Annotated in this window: 21 protein-coding genes; 10 read left to right on the top strand and 11 right to left on the bottom strand. The window is 65.7% G+C overall.

The genetic code is table 11. The features are described from left to right. Positions 1-109: 109 nt before the first annotated feature. From QOL62_RS14580 to cobA, 5 genes are read right to left on the bottom strand one after another with little or no spacing between them, the layout of a single operon-like run. Entirely contained in the window at positions 110-934 is an 825-nt protein-coding gene (locus tag QOL62_RS14580; RefSeq protein ID WP_283406789.1) for a phosphoadenylyl-sulfate reductase, read from the bottom strand. Positions 935-958: 24 nt separating this feature from the next. Then, entirely contained in the window at positions 959-1396 is a 438-nt protein-coding gene (locus tag QOL62_RS14575) for a DUF934 domain-containing protein (protein ID WP_103730059.1), read from the bottom strand. After that, a complete protein-coding gene (locus QOL62_RS14570) occupies positions 1389-3023 on the bottom strand; it encodes a nitrite/sulfite reductase (RefSeq protein ID WP_283406788.1) in 1635 nt (544 codons plus the stop codon). Before QOL62_RS14570 ends, QOL62_RS14575 begins: the two co-directional genes overlap by 8 nt. Beyond that, positions 3023-3319, bottom strand: a complete 297-nt coding sequence (locus tag QOL62_RS14565; protein ID WP_103730061.1) for a DUF2849 domain-containing protein — start codon at positions 3317-3319, stop codon at positions 3023-3025. Before QOL62_RS14565 ends, QOL62_RS14570 begins: the two co-directional genes overlap by 1 nt. Next, positions 3316-4095 carry a uroporphyrinogen-III C-methyltransferase gene (gene cobA, locus QOL62_RS14560; RefSeq protein ID WP_283406787.1) on the bottom strand — a complete coding sequence of 260 codons (780 nt, stop codon included), beginning with the start codon at positions 4093-4095 and terminating at the stop codon, positions 3316-3318. The genes QOL62_RS14565 and cobA overlap by 4 nt, the downstream gene beginning before the upstream one ends. Before the next feature lie 195 nt (positions 4096-4290). Between cobA and QOL62_RS14555 the strand changes: the two genes are divergently transcribed. The 4 genes from QOL62_RS14555 to QOL62_RS14540 all read left to right on the top strand — a co-directional run bounded on the left by QOL62_RS14555 (position 4291) and on the right by QOL62_RS14540 (position 7868). After that, entirely contained in the window at positions 4291-4968 is a 678-nt protein-coding gene (locus tag QOL62_RS14555) for a helix-turn-helix domain-containing protein (RefSeq protein ID WP_103730063.1), read from the top strand. Between the two features lie 289 nt (positions 4969-5257). Further along, positions 5258-6169 carry a sensor domain-containing diguanylate cyclase gene (locus QOL62_RS14550; RefSeq protein WP_233204060.1) on the top strand — a complete coding sequence of 304 codons (912 nt, stop codon included), beginning with the start codon at positions 5258-5260 and terminating at the stop codon, positions 6167-6169. Between the two features lie 122 nt (positions 6170-6291). Then, positions 6292-6636, top strand: coding sequence for a DNA-directed RNA polymerase subunit omega (rpoZ, locus tag QOL62_RS14545; protein ID WP_103730065.1), 345 nt, complete (start codon positions 6292-6294; stop codon positions 6634-6636). A 194-nt stretch (positions 6637-6830) separates the two neighbouring features. Then, positions 6831-7868: a DUF3667 domain-containing protein gene (locus tag QOL62_RS14540; protein WP_283406786.1), complete on the top strand. Its 1038-nt coding sequence runs from the start codon at positions 6831-6833 to the stop codon at positions 7866-7868. A 119-nt stretch (positions 7869-7987) separates the two neighbouring features. On the opposite strand, the gene ftsH is transcribed toward QOL62_RS14540, so the two are convergent. From ftsH to QOL62_RS14525, 3 genes are all read right to left on the bottom strand, one after another. After that, the gene (gene ftsH / locus QOL62_RS14535) at positions 7988-9919 is read right to left on the bottom strand and encodes an ATP-dependent zinc metalloprotease FtsH (protein ID WP_103730067.1); all 1932 of its coding nucleotides are present in this window, start codon (positions 9917-9919) and stop codon (positions 7988-7990) included. Positions 9920-10050: 131 nt separating this feature from the next. Further along, positions 10051-12126 (bottom strand): hydantoinase/oxoprolinase family protein, encoded by a 2076-nt coding sequence (locus QOL62_RS14530; protein WP_283406785.1) that lies wholly within the window; start codon positions 12124-12126, stop codon positions 10051-10053. Between the two features lie 87 nt (positions 12127-12213). Then, the gene (locus QOL62_RS14525; protein WP_283406784.1) at positions 12214-14034 is read right to left on the bottom strand and encodes a hydantoinase B/oxoprolinase family protein; all 1821 of its coding nucleotides are present in this window, start codon (positions 14032-14034) and stop codon (positions 12214-12216) included. Positions 14035-14201: 167 nt separating this feature from the next. On the opposite strand from QOL62_RS14525, the gene QOL62_RS14520 reads away from it, so the two are divergent. Both QOL62_RS14520 and QOL62_RS14515 read left to right on the top strand, forming a co-directional pair. Further along, the gene (locus tag QOL62_RS14520; protein WP_283406795.1) at positions 14202-15371 is read left to right on the top strand and encodes an aminotransferase; all 1170 of its coding nucleotides are present in this window, start codon (positions 14202-14204) and stop codon (positions 15369-15371) included. Position 15372: 1 nt separating this feature from the next. Further along, positions 15373-15873, top strand: coding sequence for a GNAT family N-acetyltransferase (locus QOL62_RS14515; protein ID WP_283406783.1), 501 nt, complete (start codon positions 15373-15375; stop codon positions 15871-15873). A gap of 32 nt (positions 15874-15905) precedes the next feature. Here the strand turns inward: QOL62_RS14515 and QOL62_RS14510 are convergent, their stop codons facing one another. Continuing rightward, positions 15906-17420 (bottom strand): replicative DNA helicase, encoded by a 1515-nt coding sequence (locus tag QOL62_RS14510; protein ID WP_103730071.1) that lies wholly within the window; start codon positions 17418-17420, stop codon positions 15906-15908. Between the two features lie 155 nt (positions 17421-17575). Between QOL62_RS14510 and QOL62_RS14505 the strand changes: the two genes are divergently transcribed. The 4 genes from QOL62_RS14505 (at position 17576) to QOL62_RS14490 (ending at position 19941) form a co-directional block, all read left to right on the top strand. Further along, positions 17576-18058: a UPF0262 family protein gene (locus tag QOL62_RS14505; RefSeq protein WP_103730072.1), complete on the top strand. Its 483-nt coding sequence runs from the start codon at positions 17576-17578 to the stop codon at positions 18056-18058. Between the two features lie 7 nt (positions 18059-18065). Then, complete coding sequence (locus tag QOL62_RS14500; RefSeq protein ID WP_103730073.1) at positions 18066-18779, top strand: glycoside hydrolase family 25 protein; 714 nt, start codon at positions 18066-18068, stop codon at positions 18777-18779. After that, positions 18776-19204, top strand: coding sequence for a cytidine deaminase (locus QOL62_RS14495; RefSeq protein WP_283406782.1), 429 nt, complete (start codon positions 18776-18778; stop codon positions 19202-19204). The genes QOL62_RS14500 and QOL62_RS14495 overlap by 4 nt, the downstream gene beginning before the upstream one ends. A 122-nt stretch (positions 19205-19326) precedes the next feature. Then, positions 19327-19941 (top strand): RBBP9/YdeN family alpha/beta hydrolase, encoded by a 615-nt coding sequence (locus QOL62_RS14490; RefSeq protein ID WP_283406781.1) that lies wholly within the window; start codon positions 19327-19329, stop codon positions 19939-19941. 66 nt (positions 19942-20007) lie between these two features. Here the strand turns inward: QOL62_RS14490 and QOL62_RS14485 are convergent, their stop codons facing one another. Next, positions 20008-21150, bottom strand: a complete 1143-nt coding sequence (locus QOL62_RS14485; protein ID WP_283406780.1) for a M14 family metallopeptidase — start codon at positions 21148-21150, stop codon at positions 20008-20010. Beyond that, the gene (locus tag QOL62_RS14480; protein WP_283406779.1) at positions 21147-21785 is read right to left on the bottom strand and encodes a DUF4136 domain-containing protein; all 639 of its coding nucleotides are present in this window, start codon (positions 21783-21785) and stop codon (positions 21147-21149) included. The genes QOL62_RS14485 and QOL62_RS14480 overlap by 4 nt, the downstream gene beginning before the upstream one ends. Positions 21786-21806 lie beyond the last annotated feature (21 nt).

Raw genomic sequence — 21806 nt, 5'->3', positions numbered from 1 at the left:
GCAAAATAGAAACGTTTCGTGACACGCACTACCCGGGCAGCGATGCGTTTCCTGCAACGCCACTGTGAGGAATGTGCACGGATGCGGATCGCGCGCGCCTGCTGGTCGGTCAGAAAACCGGGTCGAAGTCCGGCGGCAACTCGCTTGCGGGACCATTGTCCTTGCCGGGAACGTGAATGCCGCACTCCGTCTTGTCCCAGCCCTTCCAGCGGCCGGACCGGGGATCCTCGCCGGGTGCGACCTTGCTGGTGCAGGGCATGCAGCCGATCGAGGGATAACCTTCCGCCACGAGTGGGTGCGGCGGCAGGTCGTGCTCGGCGATGTAGGCAGCCAGACGCTCGGCCGACCAGTCGATCAGCGGGTTGATCTTGAGCCGTCCCTGCGCGTCGGCCGTGTCGACCTCGAAGCGGGGCAGGCTGGATCGGGTCGCCGCCTGGAACGCCTTGCGGCCGGTGAACGAGGCGTCATAGCCCGCCAGCGCCGTGGCGAGCGGCTTGACCTTGCGGATCTCGCAGCAGCCGTCCGGGTCCCAGGACCAGCGCAGGCCGTTCTCGTCTTTCTTCGTGATCTCAGTCGCGTCCGGCGTGAGGTTCACGAGGTTCGTGAGGCCGAGGCGCTCCACCAGCCGGTCGCGGTAGGCGAGTGTTTCCGGGAAGTGCTTCCCGGTATCGAGGAACAGCACCGGCACGCCCTTGTCGACCCGGCTGACCAGGTGGAGCAGGACGGCGCTTTCCGCACCGAAGCTGGACACGATCGCCACATCCCCCGCCATGCGTTCCTTAAGCAGCGTCTCGAGCATCTCGCTCGTGTCGGTGCCGCGGAAGAGGCGGTTGAGACGCACCGCGTCGGCCTCGGTGAAACGAGGGGACGTGTCGATGCGCTGGATCACCCGAGCAGGGGTGCGGGCTTCATTGTCAGCTTCGGTACGGAACATGGGGCAGGTTCCTTCGCTCCGGGCTCAGGCGGCTGGGTGCCGCTTCGCCCAGATGGCTTGGCGACCGTCTATCGCGGTGGCCTGGTAGACATTTTCCCAGCGCTCGAACGCGGCCTTGGCGTCGGCCTCGTTGAGCGCCTTTTCAGGCGCGAAGGCGTCAAAGCCGCAGCGCTGGAGATGGCGGAGCATGTCGATCACGACATCGCCCACGGCACGCAGTTCGCCGGTGTAGCCGGCTTCGCGCAGGATGCGCGCGGAGGAGTAGCCGCGTCCGTCCGTCCAGGAAGGGAAGTTCACTTCCACCAGCGCCAGGCGATCGAGGTAAGGCAGCAGCTCGCGCGCGTCGTCGCCCGGTTCGATGCGGACGGCCGTGGCGTTCGACTGTTCGCCGATCGAATCCACCGTCACGGCCGGATCGTTCACGGCGTCATCGCTGCGGAAACGGAACTGGACGTCAACCATAGATGGCCTCCTTGAACGGCTCCATGCCGATGCGGCGATAGGTGTCGAGGAAACGCTCCTCGCCCTGCTTGTTGGCGAGGTAGACCTGCGTGGCCTTTTCGATGGCATCGACGACGCCGTCTTCGGTGAAGCCGGGGCCGATGATCCGGGCGAGGGAAGTATCCGCACCTTCGCTGCCGCCGAAGAGAAGCTGGTAGTTTTCCAGACCCTTCTTGTCGACGCCGAGGATGCCGATGTGGCCGGCGTGATGGTGACCGCAGGCGTTGATGCAGCCCGAGATCTTGAGCTTCAGCTCGCCGATTTCCGCCTGCTTCCGCGCCGAGCCGAAGCGTTCGGAGATCTTCTGGGCGACAGGGATCGAGCGGGCATTGGCGAGGCTGCAGTAATCGAGGCCGGGGCAGGCGATGATGTCGCCCACGGTGTCGAGGTTCGCCGTGCCGAGACCCGCCTCGTCCAGCGCCTTCCAGACGGTGTAGAGATCGGACTTCCTGACGTGCGGGAACACGATGTTCTGCGCATGGGTGACGCGCAGTTCGTCGAACGAGTGATCCTTTGCCAGCTTGGCCATCAGCCGGATCTGGTCGGCCGTCGCGTCGCCGGGGATGCCGCCCACGGGCTTCAGCGACACCGTGGCGATGATGTAGCCCGGCTGCTTGTGCGGCGTGGTGTTGCGTTCCACCCAGAGGCGGAAGTCCGGATCGGTGAGGTCCAGCTCGTCCGGCGCGGCGGCGTCGAACGCGGGGTCGACAAAGTGCGCCTTGATCCGCTCCAGCTCGGCGAGCGGGGGCTCGATCGGCTGGGTGAGCAGGTGCGCGAACTCTTCCTCGACCTGGCGCACATACTCGTCGCGGCCCAGTTCGTGGACAAGGATCTTGATGCGCGCCTTGTACTTGTTGTCGCGGCGGCCGTAGCGGTTGTAGACGCGCAGGCACGCCTCGGCATAAGTGATCAGCTGATGGATCGGCACGAATTCGCGGATCAGCGGCGCGATCATCGGGGTGCGGCCCATGCCGCCGCCGGCGTAGAACTGGGCGCCGATCTCTCCGGCGTCATTCTTCACCATCTTGATGCCGATGTCGTGCAGGCGCATCGCGGCGCGGTCCGTTTCGGACGCGATGACGGCGATCTTGAACTTGCGCGGCAGCACCAGGAATTCCGGGTGGAAGCTCGACCACTGGCGCAGCAGTTCCGCGTAAGGGCGCGGGTCCAGCATCTCGTCGGCGGCGGCGCCGGCGAACTGGTCCGAGCTGATGTTGCGGATGCAGTTGCCGCTCGTCTGGATGGCGTGCATCTCCACCTTCGCCAGTTCGGCGAGGATGTCGGGCGTGTCTTCCAGCTTGATCCAGTTGTACTGGATGTTCTGGCGCGTGGTGAAGTGGCCGTAGCCGCGGTCGTACTTGTCCGCGATGTCGCCCAGCAGCGCCATCTGCGTGGAATTGAGCGTGCCGTAGGGCACCGCCACGCGCAGCATGTAGGCGTGCAGCTGGAGGTAGAGGCCGTTCTGCAGGCGCAGCGGCTTGAACTGGTCCTCGGTCAGGTCGCCGGCGATGCGGCGGCGGACCTGGTCGCGAAATTCCGCGACGCGGGTGTCGACCATCTGCTGGTCGTATTCGTCGTACTTGTACATCAGATTACCCAGTTCACGGCTTCGGGGTCGGAGGGCTTGAGCGTCAGGTCAGGCCGCACGGTCGGGCCGAGAGCGCGGATGCGCTCCTTGATGTGCGATGGCCGCACGCCCTCGTCGGTCTTCACGCCATCGACCACGTAAGCGGCGAAGACGTTCTGCGCGCCTTCTTCGCGCGCGATGATGGCGGCGCCATGCTCGCCGACATCGGTGGAATCATTCACGTTGAGCGACCAGCCCACGCCGGTCCACCAGATGACCGCGCCGGTCTTCAGGTCGTTGCCCGTCAGGATCTTCACTGTACTGCCTCCCGCGCCAGGGCGCGTATGGTGTTGTCCGCTGCAGCGGCGACGGAGCCGATAACGATAATCGCGGGGCTTTGCACTCTTTCGCTCTCCACAAGGTGAGCAAGCCCGGCGAGCGGCGCGCGCAGCACGCGCATGTCGGCGCGGGTGGCGTTCTCGATCACGGCGACTGCGGCATCGGGGGCAAGGCCATCCGCGATCAGCTTTTCGGAGATCTGCGCCGCCGTTGCCACGCCCATGAAGATCACCAGCGTTCGGCCGGGACCGGCCAGTCCCGACCAGTCCTGGTCCGACAGGCCCTTGCACTGGCCTGCCACGAAGCTGACGATGGACGCGTGCTCGCGGTGAGTCAGTGGAATCTGCGCGGATGCCGAGGCACCGAGCGCGGACGAGATGCCCGGCACGACCTCCACCGCGATGCCCGCTTCCTTGCAGGCCTGCGCCTCTTCGCCGCCGCGGCCGAAGATGAAGGGGTCACCGCCCTTGAGCCGGACCACGTCATGCCCCGCCAGCGCTTCGCGGACGAGCAGGGCGTTGATGTCCTCCTGCCTCATCGTGTGCCGCGAACGGCTCTTGGCGACGGAGACGAGGCGTGCCGTGGGCCGCACCATGGCAAGGATGGACGGATCGACGAGGCCGTCATGCACGATCAGCGCTGCATTCATGATGATGCGGGCGGCGCGCAGGGTCAGAAGATCGGGGTCGCCAGGGCCGGCACCCACGAGATGGACCTTGCCCTTACGGGCGGTGTCTGCGCGATTCTGTGTCATGGTCTGCCGCAGATGGGCCTGACCATGCGGCGATGCCAGCCATATTGGCTTTGCGGGGGCTAAGGGCAGCTTTAACCCGCAGGACCGTCAAGAAAATGGCGGAAAGCTATACTCCCTTCGAGGGAGAGGGAGGGGATCACTAACTAAATCTTAACCCAACTCGTGGACTTTTGCCGGGCAACGGGAGGCCACAGAATGCCGATAGCGGCACACTTCGAGACGATGGAAGCAGCAGGAAAGCCGCGTGCGGAACGCCGCAGGTTGCTGTTGGAGACGAAGGGCGCGCTGGAGAACGGCGAGGCGGTGCAGGTCATCCTTCATAACTTCTCCGAAACCGGCGTGCTGCTGGAAAGCAAGGTTTCGCTTGAGATCGGGGAAGCGCTCGAGCTGGATCTTCCCGAAGCCCCGCAGACCCGTGCCCGCGTGATCTGGGCGAGCGGCGCGCTCTATGGCTGTGCCTTCGAAGGCCGCATCCCCAGTGCGACGCTGCGCGCCGCGCAGTTGCGCAGCGCCGTCCAGACTGAGCTTGGCCTTGGCGCTGCCCCCACGCCTGCGGGCCCCAGCGCGATCGGCGGAGAGAGCCTCGGCGAGCGGCTCCATCGCCTGCGCAAGCTGCGCGGCCTCACCCAGGGCGAACTGGCCGCGCGGCTCGGCGTCAGCAAGCCGACCGTCTGGGCGTGGGAGCAGGGACGCGCTCGGCCGATCGAGGACCGTCTCGACGCGATCGCGGAAGCTCTCGGCGTGGAGGCGGCGGACCTGCGCTCCAGTCGTGCGGTGCCCGGACTTACGGACCTCATCACCCGTTGCCGCGAACAGATCGCCGCCGCTGTGGAGACGACGCCGGACAAAGTCCGTATCATGATCGAGCTCTGAAGTTCGTTGCGCTCGAACGGCAGCAATCCAGAAACCAATCCCTCCGGTCAAAGTTCTATCATTATGAACTTGCGGTAACGGTTGGTAAAAAATGGACAATTTTACGACTAAGTAAAGTTCGTTAGCTAACGCACTTGGTCTTCAGTCCGATTTCATCCTATTCATGGTTAAGATTGTTAACTTTGTCTGGGAAGTGCTTTACTGCTGGCGCCGAGAGCAGAATCGATTGGTGGGAGGCCGTTGTGGCCGATCGGTATGATCGAAGAACCGAGGCACGGCCGGCATGGGCATGAACTTCACATTCCAGGAAAGCTCCGTACTTTATGGGATGCTGGCCGAGAGTTCGACAGACATCATCTTCAAGACCGATCCGGACGGCGCGATCGTTCATGCGAGCCCCGGCATGGAGCGCCTCGGCCACAAAGCGAGTGACGCTGCGGGCGGAGAAGGCCTTGCGCCGCAGCGCCTGCTCCTCGACCTCGTGGCGCCCGAGGCGCGGCAGCAGGTCGCCAAGGCACACGCCCGCGCCCTCGCCGGTGACGATGTGGACTGGTTCGAATTCCCCGCTCTTGCAGAGGACAGCCGCAAACGCTGGTTCGAATTGCGCCTGCGCGCCCTGCTGCGGGCGGACGGGGCGCCCTATGGCGTGCTGGGGGTCATGCGTAGCGTGGATGAACTGCGCTCCCTGAGCGAACGCCTGTTCACCGCGACGTACACCGATGCACTCACCGGCCTGACGAACCGCGCGGCCTTCGTCTCGATGCTCAGGCACATGCTTGACGCGGGCATGGACGGCTGCCTGGCGCTGTTCAGTATCGATTTCTTCCGTACGATCAACATGCAGTACGGGCAGAGTGCGGGCGATGAGGTCCTCACGGTCTTCGGGGATCTCCTGCGCGAACTGCTGCGCACCGATGATCTCATTTCGCGCATTGGCTCCGAACGATTTGCCGTGATCCTACCGCGCGTGACACCCGTTGAGGCGGAGGGCATCTGCCGCCGCGTGGTGACGACGCTGGCGGACCTCAAGCAGACCGTGGGCGAGGGCACCTTCGCGGTGACGGCCAGCGCCAGCGTGGCGCGAATCGCCACCAGCCTCGATTCGACGATGGGCCGGGCCGAAATGGCGCTGTTCGTCGCGCGCGCCAAAGGGCGCAACCGGCTTGAAATGGAGAAGCCGGTCCGGCTTGCCGCCGGCTGACGGCCGAGGCATCGGCAGCGGCCGGGTGCGCTAGAAGCGAGTGCCGGTTTCCTTGACTTTCACGGCCTGCCGCTCTACTTGGCGCCTTTTCCGATCCCACAGATTCTAATCCGGGAGTGCCCATGGCGCGCGTTACTGTCGAAGATTGCGTCGACAAGATCCCCAACCGCTTCGACCTCGTCCTCCTCGCGGCGCAGCGCGCACGTGAGATTTCGGGCGGCGCGGAACTGACCGTCGATCGCGACCGTGACAAGAACCCGGTCGTCGCCCTGCGCGAAATCGCGGAACAGACCGTCGTTCCCGCGAACCTCAAGGAAACGCTCGTCACGTCGATGCAGCGCGTCCTGCCGGACGACGACGACGAGATGGACGAGATCGGTTCGCTCAGCCAGTCGGCCGAAGCGCTGCGCATCACTGCGTCCGCTCCGACCCGCAACACCTCGCTGGGTGGCGACTACGACGGTTGATGCCGGGCGCCGGTCCGCCGGCGCTTCGTTTCTCGTGATAACGGATGGGGGCCGTCCTTTGGGATGAGCCCCTTTTCTGCGTCCCGGCACCGTAGCGGTTCAGCCTTCCGACGGGGCCGGTGACGACACGATGCCTTTTCATTGCGCCAGCAACAATGTCGCCCTAGTTTCACGCCCCATTCGAGGGGGACGAAATGAGTGGGATCGGCGAGGGTGTAGCGGATCTGGGGCAGGGGGTGCTGACCGCTTCCGCGCTGGAGAAGGAGCAGAGGCTCGTGCAGGACGGGCACACGCACGAAAGCGCGTGCCTGAATTGCGGCACTGCCCTCGTCGGTACGCATTGCCATGCCTGCGGGCAGGCCGCGCATGTCCACCGCACACTGGGCGCGTTCTTCCACGACCTGCTGCACGGCGTCTTTCATTTCGAAGGCAAGACCTGGCGGACTCTTCCGCTTCTTGCCTGGAAGCCCGGCGAACTGACGCGCCAGTACGTCGAGGGGCGGCGTGCGAGCTTCGTGTCGCCGATCGCGCTCTTCCTGTTCAGCGTCTTTCTCATGTTCGCCGTCTTCCACAGCACGCAGGGTGGGGAGAGGCCGGCTGATGTGCGCAGTGACGACCGGGCGCTTTCCCGGCAGGTCGATGAGCTGGAAGGGGAACTTGCGCGGCTACAGGACCGCCGCAAGCTGGCCGCGAGCAAGGGCCAGACGACGCAGGAGCTGGATGAGGAGATAGGGGAGCACCGCGATGCGCTTGCGGCGATCCGCGCAGCGCAGGGCGAGAACGTCGACGTTCAGATCAACGGTACGCGGTTCCCCCGACTGACGAAGGCGGTTCAGAAATTCCGCGCCAACCCCGATCTCGCGATCTACAAGATCCAGACTTATGCCTACAAGTACAGCTGGGCGCTGATACCGATCTCCGTCCCTTTCCTCTGGCTGCTGTTTCCTTTCAGCGGCCGCTTCCACTTGTACGATCACACAGTCTTCGTAACTTATTCGCTTTGCTTCATGACGATGATCGTCATCCTTGCGATGGTCCTTGGTGCGGTGGGAGCAGGGAGCGTGGCGCCGTTTTTGTTCTTCGTGCCTCCCGTCCATATGTATCGTCAGTTGCGGGGGGCTTACGCGTTGAGCCGCAGGGGCGCAGTCTGGCGCACGTTCCTCTTGATCGGCTTTGCCGCAACCGCGCTGGCCTTGTTCTTCGTCCTCATCATGGCCCAGACCAGCTTCTGAGGTGGAGTGCCCGCTCTGCGGCGGGCGGTGCTCTCGAGTGGGCATGCAAAAGGGGCGTCAGACTTGCGTCCAACGCCCCCTCCTGCATTCTCCCAGGGGAGAACTCTAAGGTCGTGGCTTCAGGCGCCCTGCGGTGCGGCGCCGCCGGAGAGGCGCTTTCCGGCTTTGGGGATCGCCGAACCGGATAGCGGACGGGGCGTCGCCGAACCGCGCGGTTCAGACGGACGGTCGATGCGGCCGCTTTCGAGCAGCTGCTTGATCTCGTCGCCCGAAAGCGTCTCGTACTCCAGCATGGCCTGAGCCAGGGTGTGCAGGGCTTCGTTCTGGTCCTGCAGGATCTGCGTGGCGCGGGCATGCGCATTGTCCACCAGCAGGCGGATTTCGCTGTCGATCAGGCGGTTGGTCTCGTCCGACGCCATCGTGCGCTGGGTGCCGCCCATGCCGAGATACCCTTCCTGGGTGTCCTCGTACTGCAGCGGGCCGAGCTTGTCGGACATGCCCCACTTGGTGACCATCGAACGGGCCAGGCTGGTGGCGTACTGGATGTCCGAGGATGCGCCGCTGGACACCTTGTCGTAGCCGAAGATGATCTCTTCCGCCACGCGGCCGCCCATCGCGACCGAGAGGTTCGCAAGCATCTTGTCGCGGTGGTACGAATAGCTGTCACGCTCCGGCAGGCGCATGACCATGCCCAGCGCGCGGCCGCGCGGGATGATGGTGGCCTTGTGGATCGGGTCCGAAGCCGATTCGTTCAGCGAGACGATCGCGTGACCGGCCTCGTGATAGGCGGTCATCTTCTTCTCATCCTCGGTCATGACCATGGAGCGGCGTTCCGCGCCCATCATGACCTTGTCCTTGGCGTCCTCGAACTCCTGCATGGCGACGAGGCGCTTGTTGCGCCGTGCGGCAAGCAGGGCCGCCTCGTTCACAAGGTTGGCAAGGTCCGCGCCCGAGAAGCCCGGGGTGCCGCGTGCGATGACACGCGGGTTCACGTCAGGCGCCAGCGGCACCTTCTTCATGTGGACAGCAAGGATCTTCTCGCGGCCCTCGATGTCGGGCACGGGGACCACGACTTGACGGTCGAAGCGGCCGGGGCGCAGCAATGCGGGGTCGAGCACGTCGGGGCGGTTCGTCGCCGCAATGATGATGATGCCTTCGTTCGCCTCGAAGCCGTCCATCTCCACCAGGAGCTGGTTCAGCGTCTGCTCGCGCTCATCGTTTGAATTGCCAAGACCGTGGCCGCGGTGACGACCCACCGCGTCGATTTCGTCGATGAAGACGATGCATGGCGCGTTCTTCTTGGCCTGTTCGAACATGTCGCGCACGCGGCTGGCGCCGACGCCGACGAACATTTCGACGAAGTCGGAACCCGAGATCGTGAAGAACGGCACGCCCGCCTCACCCGCGATCGCGCGGGCGAGCAGCGTCTTGCCGGTGCCCGGCGAACCGACCAGCAGCGCACCCTTGGGAATCTGGCCGCCCAGCTTGGAGAAGCGGCTGGGATCGCGCAGGAACTCGACGATTTCCTCCAGCTCTTCACGCGCCTCGTCGATGCCGGCGACGTCATCGAATGTGACGCGGCCGGAACGCTCGGTCAGCATCTTGGCTTTGGACTTGCCGAAGCCCATCGCGCCCGAGCCGCCGCCCTTCTGGACCTGGCGCAGCGCGAAGAAGGCGATGCCGACGATCAGCAGGAATGGCAGGGTCTGTGCCAGGATGTAAAGCAGCAGGCTGCCCTGTTCGGCCTCCTTGCCGGAATACTTGACGTCGTTGCGCTGAAGCAGGTCGGTCAGCGTGGTGTCGCCGGGAACGGGCACGGTGCTGAAGCTCTCGCCGTTCTTGAGCTTGCCGTCGATCCGGTCCTCGGAAATCTCGACGGCGGCAACGCTGCCTTCGGCGACCTTGCTGCGGAAGTCGGAATAGGGAATCGCCGGGCCGGTCGTGGCGCGCGATCCGAACATCGACACCACGATCAGGAGCGCGAAGAAGATTCCGCCCCATACGAGCAGGCTCTTTACCCAGGGATTGCCGTTGGGCTGGTCGTCGTTCATTGTGCGGGAAACCGTCCTTTCGCACCCCAATGTAGGCGCATGGAGGGGAATCTCAAGCTGGCGTGACCATCACGGACGATCCTTTTACCGCGTGACGGTGGGTCGCCGTCGCAAGCGGTTGATTGATTGGCTCAACTGCGCACGAGCTGGTAGTCTCCCGCCCTATCGATCTGGGCTTTCCATCCGGGGTAGACGACGATGGTGGTGAACGTTTCCTCGATGATGGCCGGGCTCGTCACCTCCATCCCCGGAGCAAGGTCGCGGCCGATATGGACCGGCACCTGACCGAATCCCCTCCCGAGGTTGGCGCGCCGTTCCTTGGCCGGAACAGGCGCAACGCCGCTCGACACGAAGCCGCCGGATGCCTTGGGTGAGGGGGTGACCACATGGGCGGCGAGGCGGACCCCGGAAATTTCCGGCACCTCGTGTTCGCGCACATGGGCATACTCCGCCATGTGGCGCGCGTTGAACAACGCCACCGCGCGCTCGGCGAAATCCTTCTGGATGAACGACAGATCACCGAGCGGCGCGTCCGCGGCGAAATCGAACGAAAGCGAGAAGTTCTGCCCCGGGTAGCGCATGTTGAGCTGATAGTTCGCCCGCACGTCCCCCGGCACGAAGCCGGCACCCTCGAAATACCGGCGGGCCCGGTCCGACAGTTCCGTCCAAAGCGTTCTGATGCGTTCCACATCGAGGGCGCCCGCCGAGGCGATGTACGATCGCTCCTCATCGATGGTGGGATTGGCGACGAGAGTGCCGAGGGCCGAGAACGTGGGCGAGGCTCGGGGCACCAGAACCCGGGTAATGCCGAGGTCTTCCGCCTGTATGGCGGCGAAAGCGGGGCCGTTGCCGCCATAGGCCAGCATTACCAGGTTCCTGGGATCGATTCCCTTGCCCGCCGTGGTGCGCCGCACGCCCTGGCTCATGTTGGCGTTCACCACGCGCCAGCAGTCGAAGGCGGCCTGCTCCGGGTCGCCGTGGCCCATCTCCTCGGCGATGGCCTGGAAGGCTTCCGCCACGCCATCGCGGGAGAGGGTGAAACTTCCGCCTGCAAAACCTTCATCCGTCGAGAGAAGACCCAGCATGACGAGGGCATCGGTCACGGTCGGCTCGGTCCCGCCGCGACCGTAGCAGATGGGTCCCGGATCCGACCCTGCCGAGCGCGGCCCGACTTGCAAGGCGCCGCCATGGACGTGGCAGATCGAGCCGCCGCCCGCACCCAGCGTCTCCACCTTTACCATCGGAACACCGACCAGATAGCGGTGATGCATGTTCCAGCCCGCTTCCGCTGGCGCCTGCCCGTCTATCACCAGCGACATGTCGTAGCTGGTCCCGCCCATATCGACGCAGAGCAGGTCCGGACACCCCTTGGCTGTGCCGCAATGGGCCGAGCCGATAACGCCGCCGGCCGGCCCTGAGGCGAGAACCCGGACCGGTGCGCCGTCGATGTATGCCTTGGTCATCACACCGCCTGACGCCTGCATGACCATGAGCTGCCGTTCGTACCCACCTTCGACGAGGCGCTGCACCAGCTTCTCGAGATAGCCGGTGACGCGCGGCCCTACATAGGCGTTGACCACCGTGGTCGAAGTGCGGTCGTATTCCGGGGCGCGGGGCAGCACTTCATGGCTGGCGCAGACGTAGGCGTTCTGGATTTCCTGCTGCACGATCTCGCGCGCGCGGCGTTCGTGCGCGGGGTTCACGAAGGAGAACAGGAAGCTGATCGCCACCGCCTCGACGTTCTGCAGACGCAGCTTGCGGCAGGCTTCGCGCAGGGCGTCTTCGTCGAGAGACTTGTGAACGGTGCCGTCATGCAGGACGCGCTCAGGCACGGTAAGGCGGCGGCGGCGCGGCGCGATCGGCCTGGGCGGTTCAAGGCGAACGTCCCAGATGTCCTCCTTGAACCCGCGCCGGTACTCGATCTCGTCGCGGAAGCCTTCGGTCGTGACAAGGCCGGTGACCGCTCCGTTCATCTCGATCAGGGTGTTGTCGGCCACCGTCGTCCCATGGACGATCGCCTCGCAGCGCGAGAGGAATTCCTGCAGGGAAAGGCCTTCCTTGGCGGCGAGGGCGCCAAGCCCCTGCATCACGCCCAGCGAGCGATCCTCGGGGGTGGAGAGATTCTTGTGAAGGATGACCTCGTCATCTTTCAGGAGCGCGAAGTCGGTGAAGGTGCCGCCGATGTCGATGCCGACGCGATAATTCATGTCCCGCCTTTTCTCCCGCGGCGGCTGGCGCGCGCGGGCTCCCCCTGTGGCCCCGCTTCTCGCGAGCGGCCGTCCTGTTCCAATGCCTTATTCGGCGGCTTCCAGAGTTGCGCTCATCCGCGCCCGCAGCGCCTGGGTCGCCGCGTGGTCCACCTCCAGCGAATAGTCTTGGAGGCTGCCCGTGAGCACGACCCCGTACTTCCCGCGAGCGGCGGTGAGGCTGACGTACTCGTCGAGCACGTCCTCCTTCACCGCTTCGGGATCGCGTTGCAGGGGCGGTCCGAAGCCCGCGCCACCGCCGTGCTGGTAGGCGATCACCGCACCTTCCGGCAGCAGATCCTGCGCGGTGTGCGCAATCTGTCGCTCGTTTGGTGAACCCACTTCGAAGCGGTTGCTGTAGGGAATGGCGTTATCCCCGCCGCACATGCCGCTGAGGGGGTGATCCGCCGAAACCATCCAGGCCATCGCCGAAGTGGGCTTCAGTACCTGCTTCACGTTGAGCGATCCCGGCGCGCCGCGCCATTGCCCCGCGCCGCCGCCGTCCGTTGTCATCTCACGGCTGATGTTGAGGATGGGGAAGCGGCTTTCCGCGTCCTCGGCTTCGGACAGGATCAGGCTGCCGAGCGCGTTGGGGCACGAACCCCACCCGTCGAGGCCCTGGACGGCGGAAACGTCCATCGACCGGCAATCGACACCCTGATCCATCCACATCATGCCGTTGTCGTCGAAGCCCACGACCATGTTGGGCATACCGATCTTGTAGAGCTGCGGCTGCGCGCGTTCCGGCGCGACGTTGGAGAGCGCGATGCAGACCGCTTCCGTGATCTCGCAGGCCGGATGAAACGAGCCGAGGGCGGCGGGCTTGTTCGGCGGGGGCTGGGCGATGCAGCCCTCCGGCACGACAATGTCGACCGCGTTAAAGTAGCCCTCGTTCTTGACGATCGTCGGGTCCATGGCGGCCACCACCTGGCACATGACATAGCTGCGTGTGTTGGCGAAGGTGTTCCAGACGCCCACCAGTTCCGGCCGGTCGTCCGTGCCGGTGAGGTCCACCGTCAACTGATCCCCGGCGATGGTGCAGGTGACGTGGACCTTGATGTCCTTGGTTCCGGCCGTGTCATGGTCGATGAAGACCGTGGCCGCGTGCGTGCCGTCCGGCCAGCGTGCTACTTCCTCGCGCACGCGCCGCTCGGTGTGTTCGATGGACTGGTTGATGGCCGCCTTGATCACGTCCGCGCCCCACCCGGCGATGAGGGTCTCCAGCATCCGGACCGCGTGCTGCACACCGCCGATCATTGCCGCGATGTCGCCCGCGAATGTGGCGAAGCGATTGTTGCGCACCACCGTGTCGAACACGTCCCGCCGCAGTTCGCCCCGGTGGACCAGCTTCAGGCAGGGGTAGATCACGCCTTCGGTGAACACGTCCGTCGCGTCGAGCGAGAAGCCGCCGGGATCCTTGCCGCCGGTATCGCCCTGATGCGCCTGCAGAGTCTGGATGCAGATGAGTTCGCCCTTGTCGTCGTAGACCGGGCCATAGACGCAGTAGTCCGGAAGGTGGCCGCCGCCATGGTCCGGGTCGTTGGCCAGGAAGACGTCGCCCGGGCCCCAATCGTACCGTTCCTGATTTATCAAGCCCCAGCGCGTCTCCATCTGGTTGACGAAGGTGAGGTGCGGCGTGCCCACTGCGCCCATCGCGAGCCGGCCGTGGGCATCGACGATGGCGGCGTTGCGCTCGTTCGACTGGTTGATGATGGGCGAGGAGGCCGCGCGTCCAAGATACGTGGCGCTCTCGAAGCAGACCGTCTCGAACGCGCCGCGGATGATGTCGGCCGTGACCGGATCGACCGTCGCGGACGTCGGGAGGGGATCGCGGCGAGCGGCCAGCCTGCGGTTCAATTCGTAGGACATGCGTGCATTTCCTCTTCCCGGCAAAGCATCGGGCAGAGGTCCGGGATAGGACCGGGCGCCGCCGCGTTCTCGACAGACGGCGCCGAGGGCCGTGCAAATCGCGAAACCGCGCGTTAAGCGCGCAAGGAAGCGCCCGCGTGCCTGCGCCAAGGGAGTACACTGCCGCAATGAAGAGCCGAAGCCGGATCCATCCCCTATACGCCGAGATGGGCACGACCGTGTTTGAGCGGATGTCCGCGCTGGCACGGGAGCTCGGGGCCGTGAACCTCGGGCAGGGATTTCCGGACGGCCCTGCGCCGCCTCCTCTGCTGAAGGCGGCGCAGGATGCGCTTGTGGAACGCTCCAACCAATACCCGCCCAGCGGCGGGTTGCCGGAACTGCGCGCTGCCATCGCCGACTTCTACACGGCGCAGCAGGGGCTCGACCTTGAGCCGGCCGACGTGGTGGTGACATCCGGTGCGACGGAGGCGCTGGCGTGCGCGATCTTCGGCCTCGTCCAGCCGGGAGACGAGGTGATCCTCTTCCAGCCGGCCTACGACGCTTACGCCCCGCTGGTGCGGCGTGCCGGGGGAACCCCTGTCTCCGTGCCGCTGAAGGCTCCCGGGTTCCAATACGAAGCCACTGCGATCGAGGCGGCGGTGACACCCCGGACGCGGCTTCTGGTGCTGAACGATCCGCTCAATCCCTCCGGAACCGTGGCGAGTGCCGAGGAGCTGGGGACCATCGCGCGGATCTGCATGGCCCACGATCTCGTGGCGATCTGCGACGAGGTCTGGGAGCAGGTGCGCTTCGACGGCCAGCGGCACCGCTCGCTCATGGACATGCAGGGCATGGCCGAGCGCTGCGTGAAGATCGGCTCCGCAGGCAAGATCTTCGGCCTCACCGGCTGGAAGATCGGCTGGATGGTGGCCCGGGGGGACCTCGCCGTGGCGCTTGGCCGGGTTCACCAGTTCCTGACTTTCACGACGCCGGTGCCGCTGCAATGGGCCGTGGCCGCCGGGCTGGGCATGACCGACGTGCTGGACGAACTCCACGCCGCGTGGGCGGCCTCGCGACAACGGCTAGGGAAGGGACTGGAGGGCGCAGGGTTTGCCGTTCTCCCGAATGCGGCCACCTGGTTCCTGTGCATCGATCTCGCTGCATCCGGCATCGAGCTGGATGACCGGACCTTCAGCGAACGGGCGGTGCGCGAAGGAGGCGTGGCGACCGTGCCCGTCAGCGCCCTCTTCGAAGGCGAAGGGGCGCCGACTCACCTCGTGCGGGTCTGCTTCACCAAGCCGGATGCCGTCGTGGACGAGGCGGTCGCGCGACTGGCGAACTGGCGGGCGAGCCTGTGACATGAGCGGTCTTGCATGGAGAGCGATGGAGCCTGCCGACATTCCCGGCGTGGTGGCAACGGCGGCGGCCTGCTTCCCGGATCACTTCGAGGCGCAGGGCTGCTTCGAGGAACGGCTGGCGCTGTTCCCGCAAGGCTGCTTCGTGCTCGCCTCGGGTGAGGAGGTGCGCGGTTATCTCATCGTCTATCCCTGGCCTGCTGGCGCCGTGCCGCCGCTCAATTCCGCCCTGGGCGGGCTGCCGGACCAGCGCGAGGCGTTTTATCTCCACGATCTCGCACTGCAGGATCCCCTGCGCGGCAAGGGGCACACCCGGCCCATCGTGGAGCAGGCAGCCGCGATGCTGCGGGCGATGGGTGGGCGCAGCCTTGCTCTCGTCTCGGTTAACGACTCGGTGCCGTTCTGGCGCGCGATGGGCTTTGAGCCGGTCGTCCCCGATGCCAGCCTCACGGCGAAGCTGGCAAGCTACGGGGAGGATGCCCGGTATATGGTGCGTGCGCTTTAGGAAGCCAGCTCGCCGCTGGCCACGCCGCCCGATCAGTCGCTTTCGAATGCGGCCCGCATGTCATCGGGCGCAAGGTCCGAGAACTTGGTGATGCGCGCTTCGAAGCGCAGGCGCACCTTGCCGGTGGCACCGTGACGCTGCTTGGCGATGATGAGTTCGGAAAGGCCGGTGACCTCCTCCATCCGCGCGCGCCAGGTTTCCCACTTGTCCTTGACGTCCGGACCGTCGGTGTCGCTCGGGAACTTCGGCTCCGTCGCCTTGACGTAGTAGTCCTCGCGGAAAACGAACCAGACCATGTCGGCGTCCTGCTCGATCGAGCCCGATTCGCGAAGGTCGGAGAGCATCGGCCGCTTGTCGTCGCGCTGTTCCACCGCACGGGAAAGCTGGGACAGCGCGATTACCGGAACGTGCAGTTCCTTTGCCAGCGTCTTCAGGCCGCGCGAGATCTCCGAGATTTCGTTGACGCGGTTGTCGGTGGCACGGCCCGAACCCGTCAGCAGTTGCAAGTAGTCGATGATGACCAGGCCGATGTTGTGGCGGCGCTTGAGCCGGCGTGCGCGGGTGCGCAGCGCCGCGATGGTCAGGCCCGGCGTGTCGTCGATATAGAGCGGCAGTTCGGCAAGACGCTGGCTCGCGAAGGATAAGGACTGGAAGTCCTCGCGGCTGATCTTGCCCATACGCAGCGCTTCCGAACTGATGTTCGACTGCTCGGCAAGGATACGGGTGGCCAGCTGGTCGGCGCTCATTTCGAGGCTGAAGAAGGCGACGGGCGCGCCCACCGATTTTTCCGGCGGAATGCCGTCGCGCACGGTGTCGTCGACATAGCGCTGGGCGGTGTTGAAGGCGATGTTGGTGACGAGCGAGGTCTTGCCCATGCCGGGGCGACCGGCAAGGATGATGAGATCGGAATCGTGGAGGCCGCCGATCTTCTGGTTCACCGAGGTCAGGCCTGTGGTCTTGCCGGAGATGTGGCCGCCCGAATTGAACGCCTTCTCGATAGCCTGGATGGCAGTGCGCGTGGCGGCGCCGAAGCTCTGTGCCTCGTTCTGCGTCGCGGCGCCTTCGGCCACCTTGTAGAGCGCCGCCTCGGCCTGCTCGATCTGCTGCAGCGGTTCCACCGACTCCGAGGTGTCCATGGCGCTTTCAACGAGGTTGCGGCCGACCGAGATCAGTTCGCGCAGGAGAGCGAGATCGTAGATCTGCTCAGCCAGTTCACGCGGGGCAAGCAGGCCCTGTCCGTCCGCCGTGAGGCGGGCGAGATAGGAGACGCCGCCCAGCGCCTTGAGCGATTCGTCCGCCTCGAAATAGGGGCGCAGCGTAACCGGCGTCACCACCGCCTTGCGGTCCAGCAGCTGCAGGATGCGCTCATAGACGCGGGCGTGGACGGGTTCGAAGAAGTGCTGTGGGGTCAGCGGGGTCTGCAGTTCCTCGATCACGCGGTTGTCGATCAGGACGGCGCCCAGGAACGCCGCCTCGGCTTCGACGTTGGCGGGCAGGGCGCGGACTTCCGCGGTTTCGGGGCGGGCGAGGAGAGCAGACTGTGCCATAAGCGCGGGACAATGCTCCGGGCTCGCGCGCGGAGCAAGCGGTGCCAGGGGCGATATTATTCCACAGCTTGTGGATGCCGCCCGCGCTGCCGGGTTTGGCGTCGTCGTCAGCCACTTGCCCAGCCATGCCGCTACCGCGTAAAGGCCGAGCGACCATGTCCGACCCGCGCCTCTCCCATATCGAGCTCGACGACGCGACCATCCTGTGGCGCAACGCCGACATCGAACAGGAGCGTCGCATTGCCGTCTTCGACCTCATAGAAGACAACGTCTTCAAACCTTTGCGCTCGTTCAACGGCGGGCACAAGGGGCCGTACCGGCTGCGGCTGTCGGTGCGCGACGGGCGGCTTTCGCTGGAAATCGCATCCGAGGAGGGTGCTCCGCTGGAGACACTGGTGCTCGGCCTGGGGCGCTTTCGCAGGCCGATCCGGGAATATTTCGCAATCTGCGAGAGTTACTATCAGGCGATTCGCAAGGCGACCGCCCAGGAGATCGAAACCATCGACATGGCCCGTCGCGCGATTCACAACGAAGCGTCCGAACTGCTGATCGAGCGCCTCAAGGGCAAGGTCGAGACGGACCATGCCACGGCGCGCCGCCTGTTCACGCTTATCTGCGTCCTGCACATCCGCGGCTGACGAACCGATGGCGCGCAAGGGAAAAGCCGCGAGCGGCGGCGGTCGAATGATGTGGCGCGTGCTCGGGGCGGCGCTGCTTCTCGCCATCGTGGCGGGGGCCTGGGGCTGGTGGCACTTGCGGCACTGGACGCCGGAACGCGCCATCTATCCGCTTCAGGGCGTGGAGATCGGCGCCGTGGACGGCGACGTGAGCTGGCCCGCGCTGAAGGCGATCGGGGCGGACTTCGCTTACATCGACGCCAGCGCGAGCGCCTTTGCGCGCGATCCCGGCTTCGTGCGGAACTTCGAGGCGGCGAAGGCAGCCGGGATGCAGGTGGGTGCCTTGCACCGGTACGATCCCTGCCAGCCCGCCGGAACGCAGGCCGCCAACTTCGTCACCACGGTCCCACGCGATGCCAGGTTGCTCCCCCCCGCCGTCGAACTGGACATGCTGGCGGATGCCTGCCCGGTAAAAGTGTCGGAAGCGCGGGTAGAGAGCGAGTTGATGACTTTCCTCAACCAGGTCGAGACGCATACCGGCAAGCCCGTCATCCTCAAGGTGACGCCGGCGTTTCAATCGCGCTATTCCATCGCTCACAAGCTCGATCGCAATCTGTGGCTGGTTCAGGACCGTCTCGAACCCGGCTACGCCGGGCGGCCATGGACGATGTGGACGGCCAACCACGCGCTCGCCAACGAGGTTGCGCAAGGGGGGCTGCGCTGGGTAGTCGTGCTGCCATGACTGACACCCGGGACACCCTCATCGCCGCCGCCCGCAACGCCGCGGCTTCCGCTTACGCGCCCTATTCCAACTTCCACGTGGGCGCGGCGCTGCTGCTCGCCGATGGGACCATCGTGACCGGCGCCAACGTCGAGAACGCGAGCTATGGCCTTTCGCTCTGCGCCGAAACCGTTGCCGTTGCATCGATCCTTGCGAAGGGCGATCGCCCGGCGCTTGAGGCGGTGGCGGTGACCGGCGGGGCTCCGGGCGCGCCGGGCGAGGGCGCGCAGGTGACGCCCTGCGGCCGCTGCCGCCAGGTGCTGAACGAGATCGCGCAGCTTGGCGGAACGGACCCGGTGATCTGGTGCGATGGAGGCGGCGTCGTGCTCGAGACGCGCCTTTCGCATCTTCTTCCCCATGCCTTCGGACCGGCGAACCTCACCTGAGCGGGCCGGCGCCTGCCGGGAACGAAACGTCGCAGGGTGAATTGTCTATCTCAGAGGTTGAGATATAGCTCGCCTCGTCCCGGTGCAGATCACGTGCCGGCAAACGATGGACGGAGATTGCCATGGCTACCCTTCGCGCTTCCCGCGACGACACGACGCCGCTGATCCTGCTCGTACCTGGAACTCCGCTGTCGTCAGGGCACTGGATGAACCGCTGGGCACAGCTGAGCGAGCATTGCCAGCTGGTGGAGCTCGGTCTCTGGGATGAGCCGCATCGCAACACATGGGTGAACAAGCTCAATCTTGCGATCCACCGCGCGGGTCGACCCGTGGTCGTCGTGACGGACGACATTGCGGCTCTCGCTCTCGCCTGGTGGGTCGAGTACGAAGAGCAGGCGGACGACGGCACCGTGCTGGGCGCGCTGATCGTCGATGCTCCCAACGTGGATCTGCCCGGCGCCGATCCGCGCCTCGCCGCCTTCGGTGCCTGCCCACGTCAGCCGCTGCCGTTCACCTCGTTTCTTGTCGGCGATCTCGACGGCGGAGCGCAGCGCTCCATGCTGCGGCTAGCCCGCGACTGGGGCACCTGCCCCATCGCGGATGAGCCGCGCGGCGAATGGTCGGAGGGCTGGATCCTGCTGCAGTCCATCGTGGGTGCGTCGCACGGCGAACTCGCGGAGCCGCAGTGGGCGCACCGCCCGTCGAACGATGATCATCGTCGCCGCGCCGCCTTCTGACCCTGAATCAAAACGAGAGCCGGCAGATCCGCCGGCCCTCGTTTCAGTGTTTTGTCGAAGACCGGCTCAGGCCGTCTCGCGTTCGATCAGCCATTCGAGCAGGGCGCCCATGCAATCGCGGCCCAGCTGCGCGGACCGTTCCGGGCTCCAGCCCTGGCGCGGGTCGGCGGCCTCGAGGTGGTCCTTGAAGGGCATCTCCAGCGTCATCGTTACCGCGCCGAAGCGCTCGGCCAGCTGGTTCGTCGACATGGTCAGATTGCCCGTGCCGGGCCGGGTGAGCGGATAGCCGAGCTTCGTCTGAAAATCCGGCGTGCGTCGCTCAAGCAGCGCGGCGTAGCGGGCATAACCGGCCTGCTGCGTGTCCTTGAGCGAGGGGATGCCCTCGAACCCCGCAAGGAACACGGCGGGAATGGCTTCGTCGCCGTGAACGTCCATGGCGAAATCCAAGCCGGTCTGGTCCATGGCGTCGCGGATCGCCAGCACCTCGGGCGACCTTTCGGCCGAAGGCTCGGCCCACTCGCGGTTGAGGTTCACGCCTGCGGCGTTGGTGCGCAGGTGCCCCCGGCGGGAGCCGTCCGGATTGGCGTTCGGCACGACGTGGAAGCGGCAGCGCTTGCGCAGTTCGCGCCCGATCGAACTGGCGGGGTCGGCCAGAAGCTCCAGGGCGCCTTCCATCCACCATTCGGCCATGGTTTCGCCCGGGTGCTGGCGTCCATAGAGCCATACCTGCGTGGAACCGGTGCCCATCTCAAGGCAGTCGATCGGCTGGCCATCAAGAGTCACGCCGAGGGCGCGGTGCGTGACGCCTTCGGCGAGTGCGACGTTCGCCACCAGATCGTGATGCCGCTCCATCGAATAGGGGGCGAAATAGGCGAACCACGCCAGATCGCCTTCCGGCCTGTAGCGGATGGTGAGGGTGCCAGCGTCCGTCTTTTCCTCGAAGCTGCTGGCGGCGCGGGACCAGAACTCCCGGTCTTCCGAAACGACGGCGTCGTAACCTGGCCAGCCCATCGGATAGGCCGAGGCGTCGAGACCGCTGATACGCAGCGTCAGTTCGCGCCCAGCCGCGCCCGACACGCGGAAGTGGAACCACTGGAAGAAGTCGGACTGATGATCCCTGCGGATGGTGAGATGGGCTTCGGCACCATCGACGGAAACGACTTCGATGTTGCCGGAATCGAAGGCGGCGCTGATCTGTATGTTGGTCATTTCACCTGAATAGTTTCGCCCGACTGCCCCGGGAACCCCTTGAACAACGCTTCGGCAACTTTCGCCGCGCCAAGCGGCGCCTGCGCGAGCGGCGAATCGCTCCTCACCACGAATGCGGCGCGCCCTTCCCACAAGGCTGTCGCGGTGGATGGTGCGTTGCGATCCCGGATGGAAACGAAAACGCGCGTTTCGACCTGCTCCTTGGGGGCACCGGAAAGATCGAAACCGATGCCCAGCCCTGCGCCCGACCCGTACCCGCCGGTGGCGCCGCCGACGCCCACCGACACGGGACCGCGCGACCGCTGCGGCTGATACCGGTTGCGTTCGAGCGTCAGCAGGGCGACCTGACCGGCCGCGGCTTGCCCCGGAAGCGGCTCCGTATAGCCCACCCGTGTCAGCTCCTGCGCCACGGCGCTGGCATAGGTGCGAAATTCGAGGCCGTCAGCCTGCCCCGGCGCGGGTTCCACCCGGATGGTGCCCCGGCCGAGGCGGGTCGTGTCAGGCGCATGGAACCGCGTGACTTCCACCGGGCCCACGGGTGCGACGCACGCCGACAGGGCAAGCGCGGCGAAGGAGGGTGCCAGCGCGGCAAGCCGCTTCAGGGGGAAAGGGACGGGAAGGGTGCGCTGGCTCATCTATCCTCTCCAAGCATGACA

Origin of the sequence: Novosphingobium panipatense (assembly GCF_900182875.1) — a bacterium.
GTDB lineage: Bacteria > Pseudomonadota > Alphaproteobacteria > Sphingomonadales > Sphingomonadaceae > Novosphingobium > Novosphingobium panipatense.
Note: the sequence above shows the minus strand (reverse complement) of the source record. Positions and strands in the feature narration are given on the sequence as shown.

What these genes read in the sequence shown, in the direction of transcription:
- QOL62_RS14580 (WP_283406789.1), bottom strand. Translation starts at nt 934, where the DNA reads ATGTTCCGTACCGAAGCTGACAATGAAGCCCGCACCCCTGCTCGGGTG.
- QOL62_RS14575 (WP_103730059.1), bottom strand. Translation starts at nt 1,396, where the DNA reads ATGGTTGACGTCCAGTTCCGTTTCCGCAGCGATGACGCCGTGAACGAT.
- QOL62_RS14570 (WP_283406788.1), bottom strand. Translation starts at nt 3,023, where the DNA reads ATGTACAAGTACGACGAATACGACCAGCAGATGGTCGACACCCGCGTC.
- cobA (WP_283406787.1), bottom strand. Translation starts at nt 4,095, where the DNA reads ATGACACAGAATCGCGCAGACACCGCCCGTAAGGGCAAGGTCCATCTC.
- QOL62_RS14555 (WP_103730063.1), top strand. Translation starts at nt 4,291, where the DNA reads ATGCCGATAGCGGCACACTTCGAGACGATGGAAGCAGCAGGAAAGCCG.
- QOL62_RS14550 (WP_233204060.1), top strand. Translation starts at nt 5,258, where the DNA reads ATGAACTTCACATTCCAGGAAAGCTCCGTACTTTATGGGATGCTGGCC.
- rpoZ (WP_103730065.1), top strand. Translation starts at nt 6,292, where the DNA reads ATGGCGCGCGTTACTGTCGAAGATTGCGTCGACAAGATCCCCAACCGC.
- QOL62_RS14540 (WP_283406786.1), top strand. Translation starts at nt 6,831, where the DNA reads ATGAGTGGGATCGGCGAGGGTGTAGCGGATCTGGGGCAGGGGGTGCTG.
- ftsH (WP_103730067.1), bottom strand. Translation starts at nt 9,919, where the DNA reads ATGAACGACGACCAGCCCAACGGCAATCCCTGGGTAAAGAGCCTGCTC.
- QOL62_RS14530 (WP_283406785.1), bottom strand. Translation starts at nt 12,126, where the DNA reads ATGAATTATCGCGTCGGCATCGACATCGGCGGCACCTTCACCGACTTC.
- QOL62_RS14525 (WP_283406784.1), bottom strand. Translation starts at nt 14,034, where the DNA reads ATGTCCTACGAATTGAACCGCAGGCTGGCCGCTCGCCGCGATCCCCTC.
- QOL62_RS14520 (WP_283406795.1), top strand. Translation starts at nt 14,202, where the DNA reads ATGAAGAGCCGAAGCCGGATCCATCCCCTATACGCCGAGATGGGCACG.
- QOL62_RS14515 (WP_283406783.1), top strand. Translation starts at nt 15,373, where the DNA reads ATGAGCGGTCTTGCATGGAGAGCGATGGAGCCTGCCGACATTCCCGGC.
- QOL62_RS14510 (WP_103730071.1), bottom strand. Translation starts at nt 17,420, where the DNA reads ATGGCACAGTCTGCTCTCCTCGCCCGCCCCGAAACCGCGGAAGTCCGC.
- QOL62_RS14505 (WP_103730072.1), top strand. Translation starts at nt 17,576, where the DNA reads ATGTCCGACCCGCGCCTCTCCCATATCGAGCTCGACGACGCGACCATC.
- QOL62_RS14500 (WP_103730073.1), top strand. Translation starts at nt 18,066, where the DNA reads ATGGCGCGCAAGGGAAAAGCCGCGAGCGGCGGCGGTCGAATGATGTGG.
- QOL62_RS14495 (WP_283406782.1), top strand. Translation starts at nt 18,776, where the DNA reads ATGACTGACACCCGGGACACCCTCATCGCCGCCGCCCGCAACGCCGCG.
- QOL62_RS14490 (WP_283406781.1), top strand. Translation starts at nt 19,327, where the DNA reads ATGGCTACCCTTCGCGCTTCCCGCGACGACACGACGCCGCTGATCCTG.
- QOL62_RS14485 (WP_283406780.1), bottom strand. Translation starts at nt 21,150, where the DNA reads ATGACCAACATACAGATCAGCGCCGCCTTCGATTCCGGCAACATCGAA.
- QOL62_RS14480 (WP_283406779.1), bottom strand. Translation starts at nt 21,785, where the DNA reads ATGAGCCAGCGCACCCTTCCCGTCCCTTTCCCCCTGAAGCGGCTTGCC.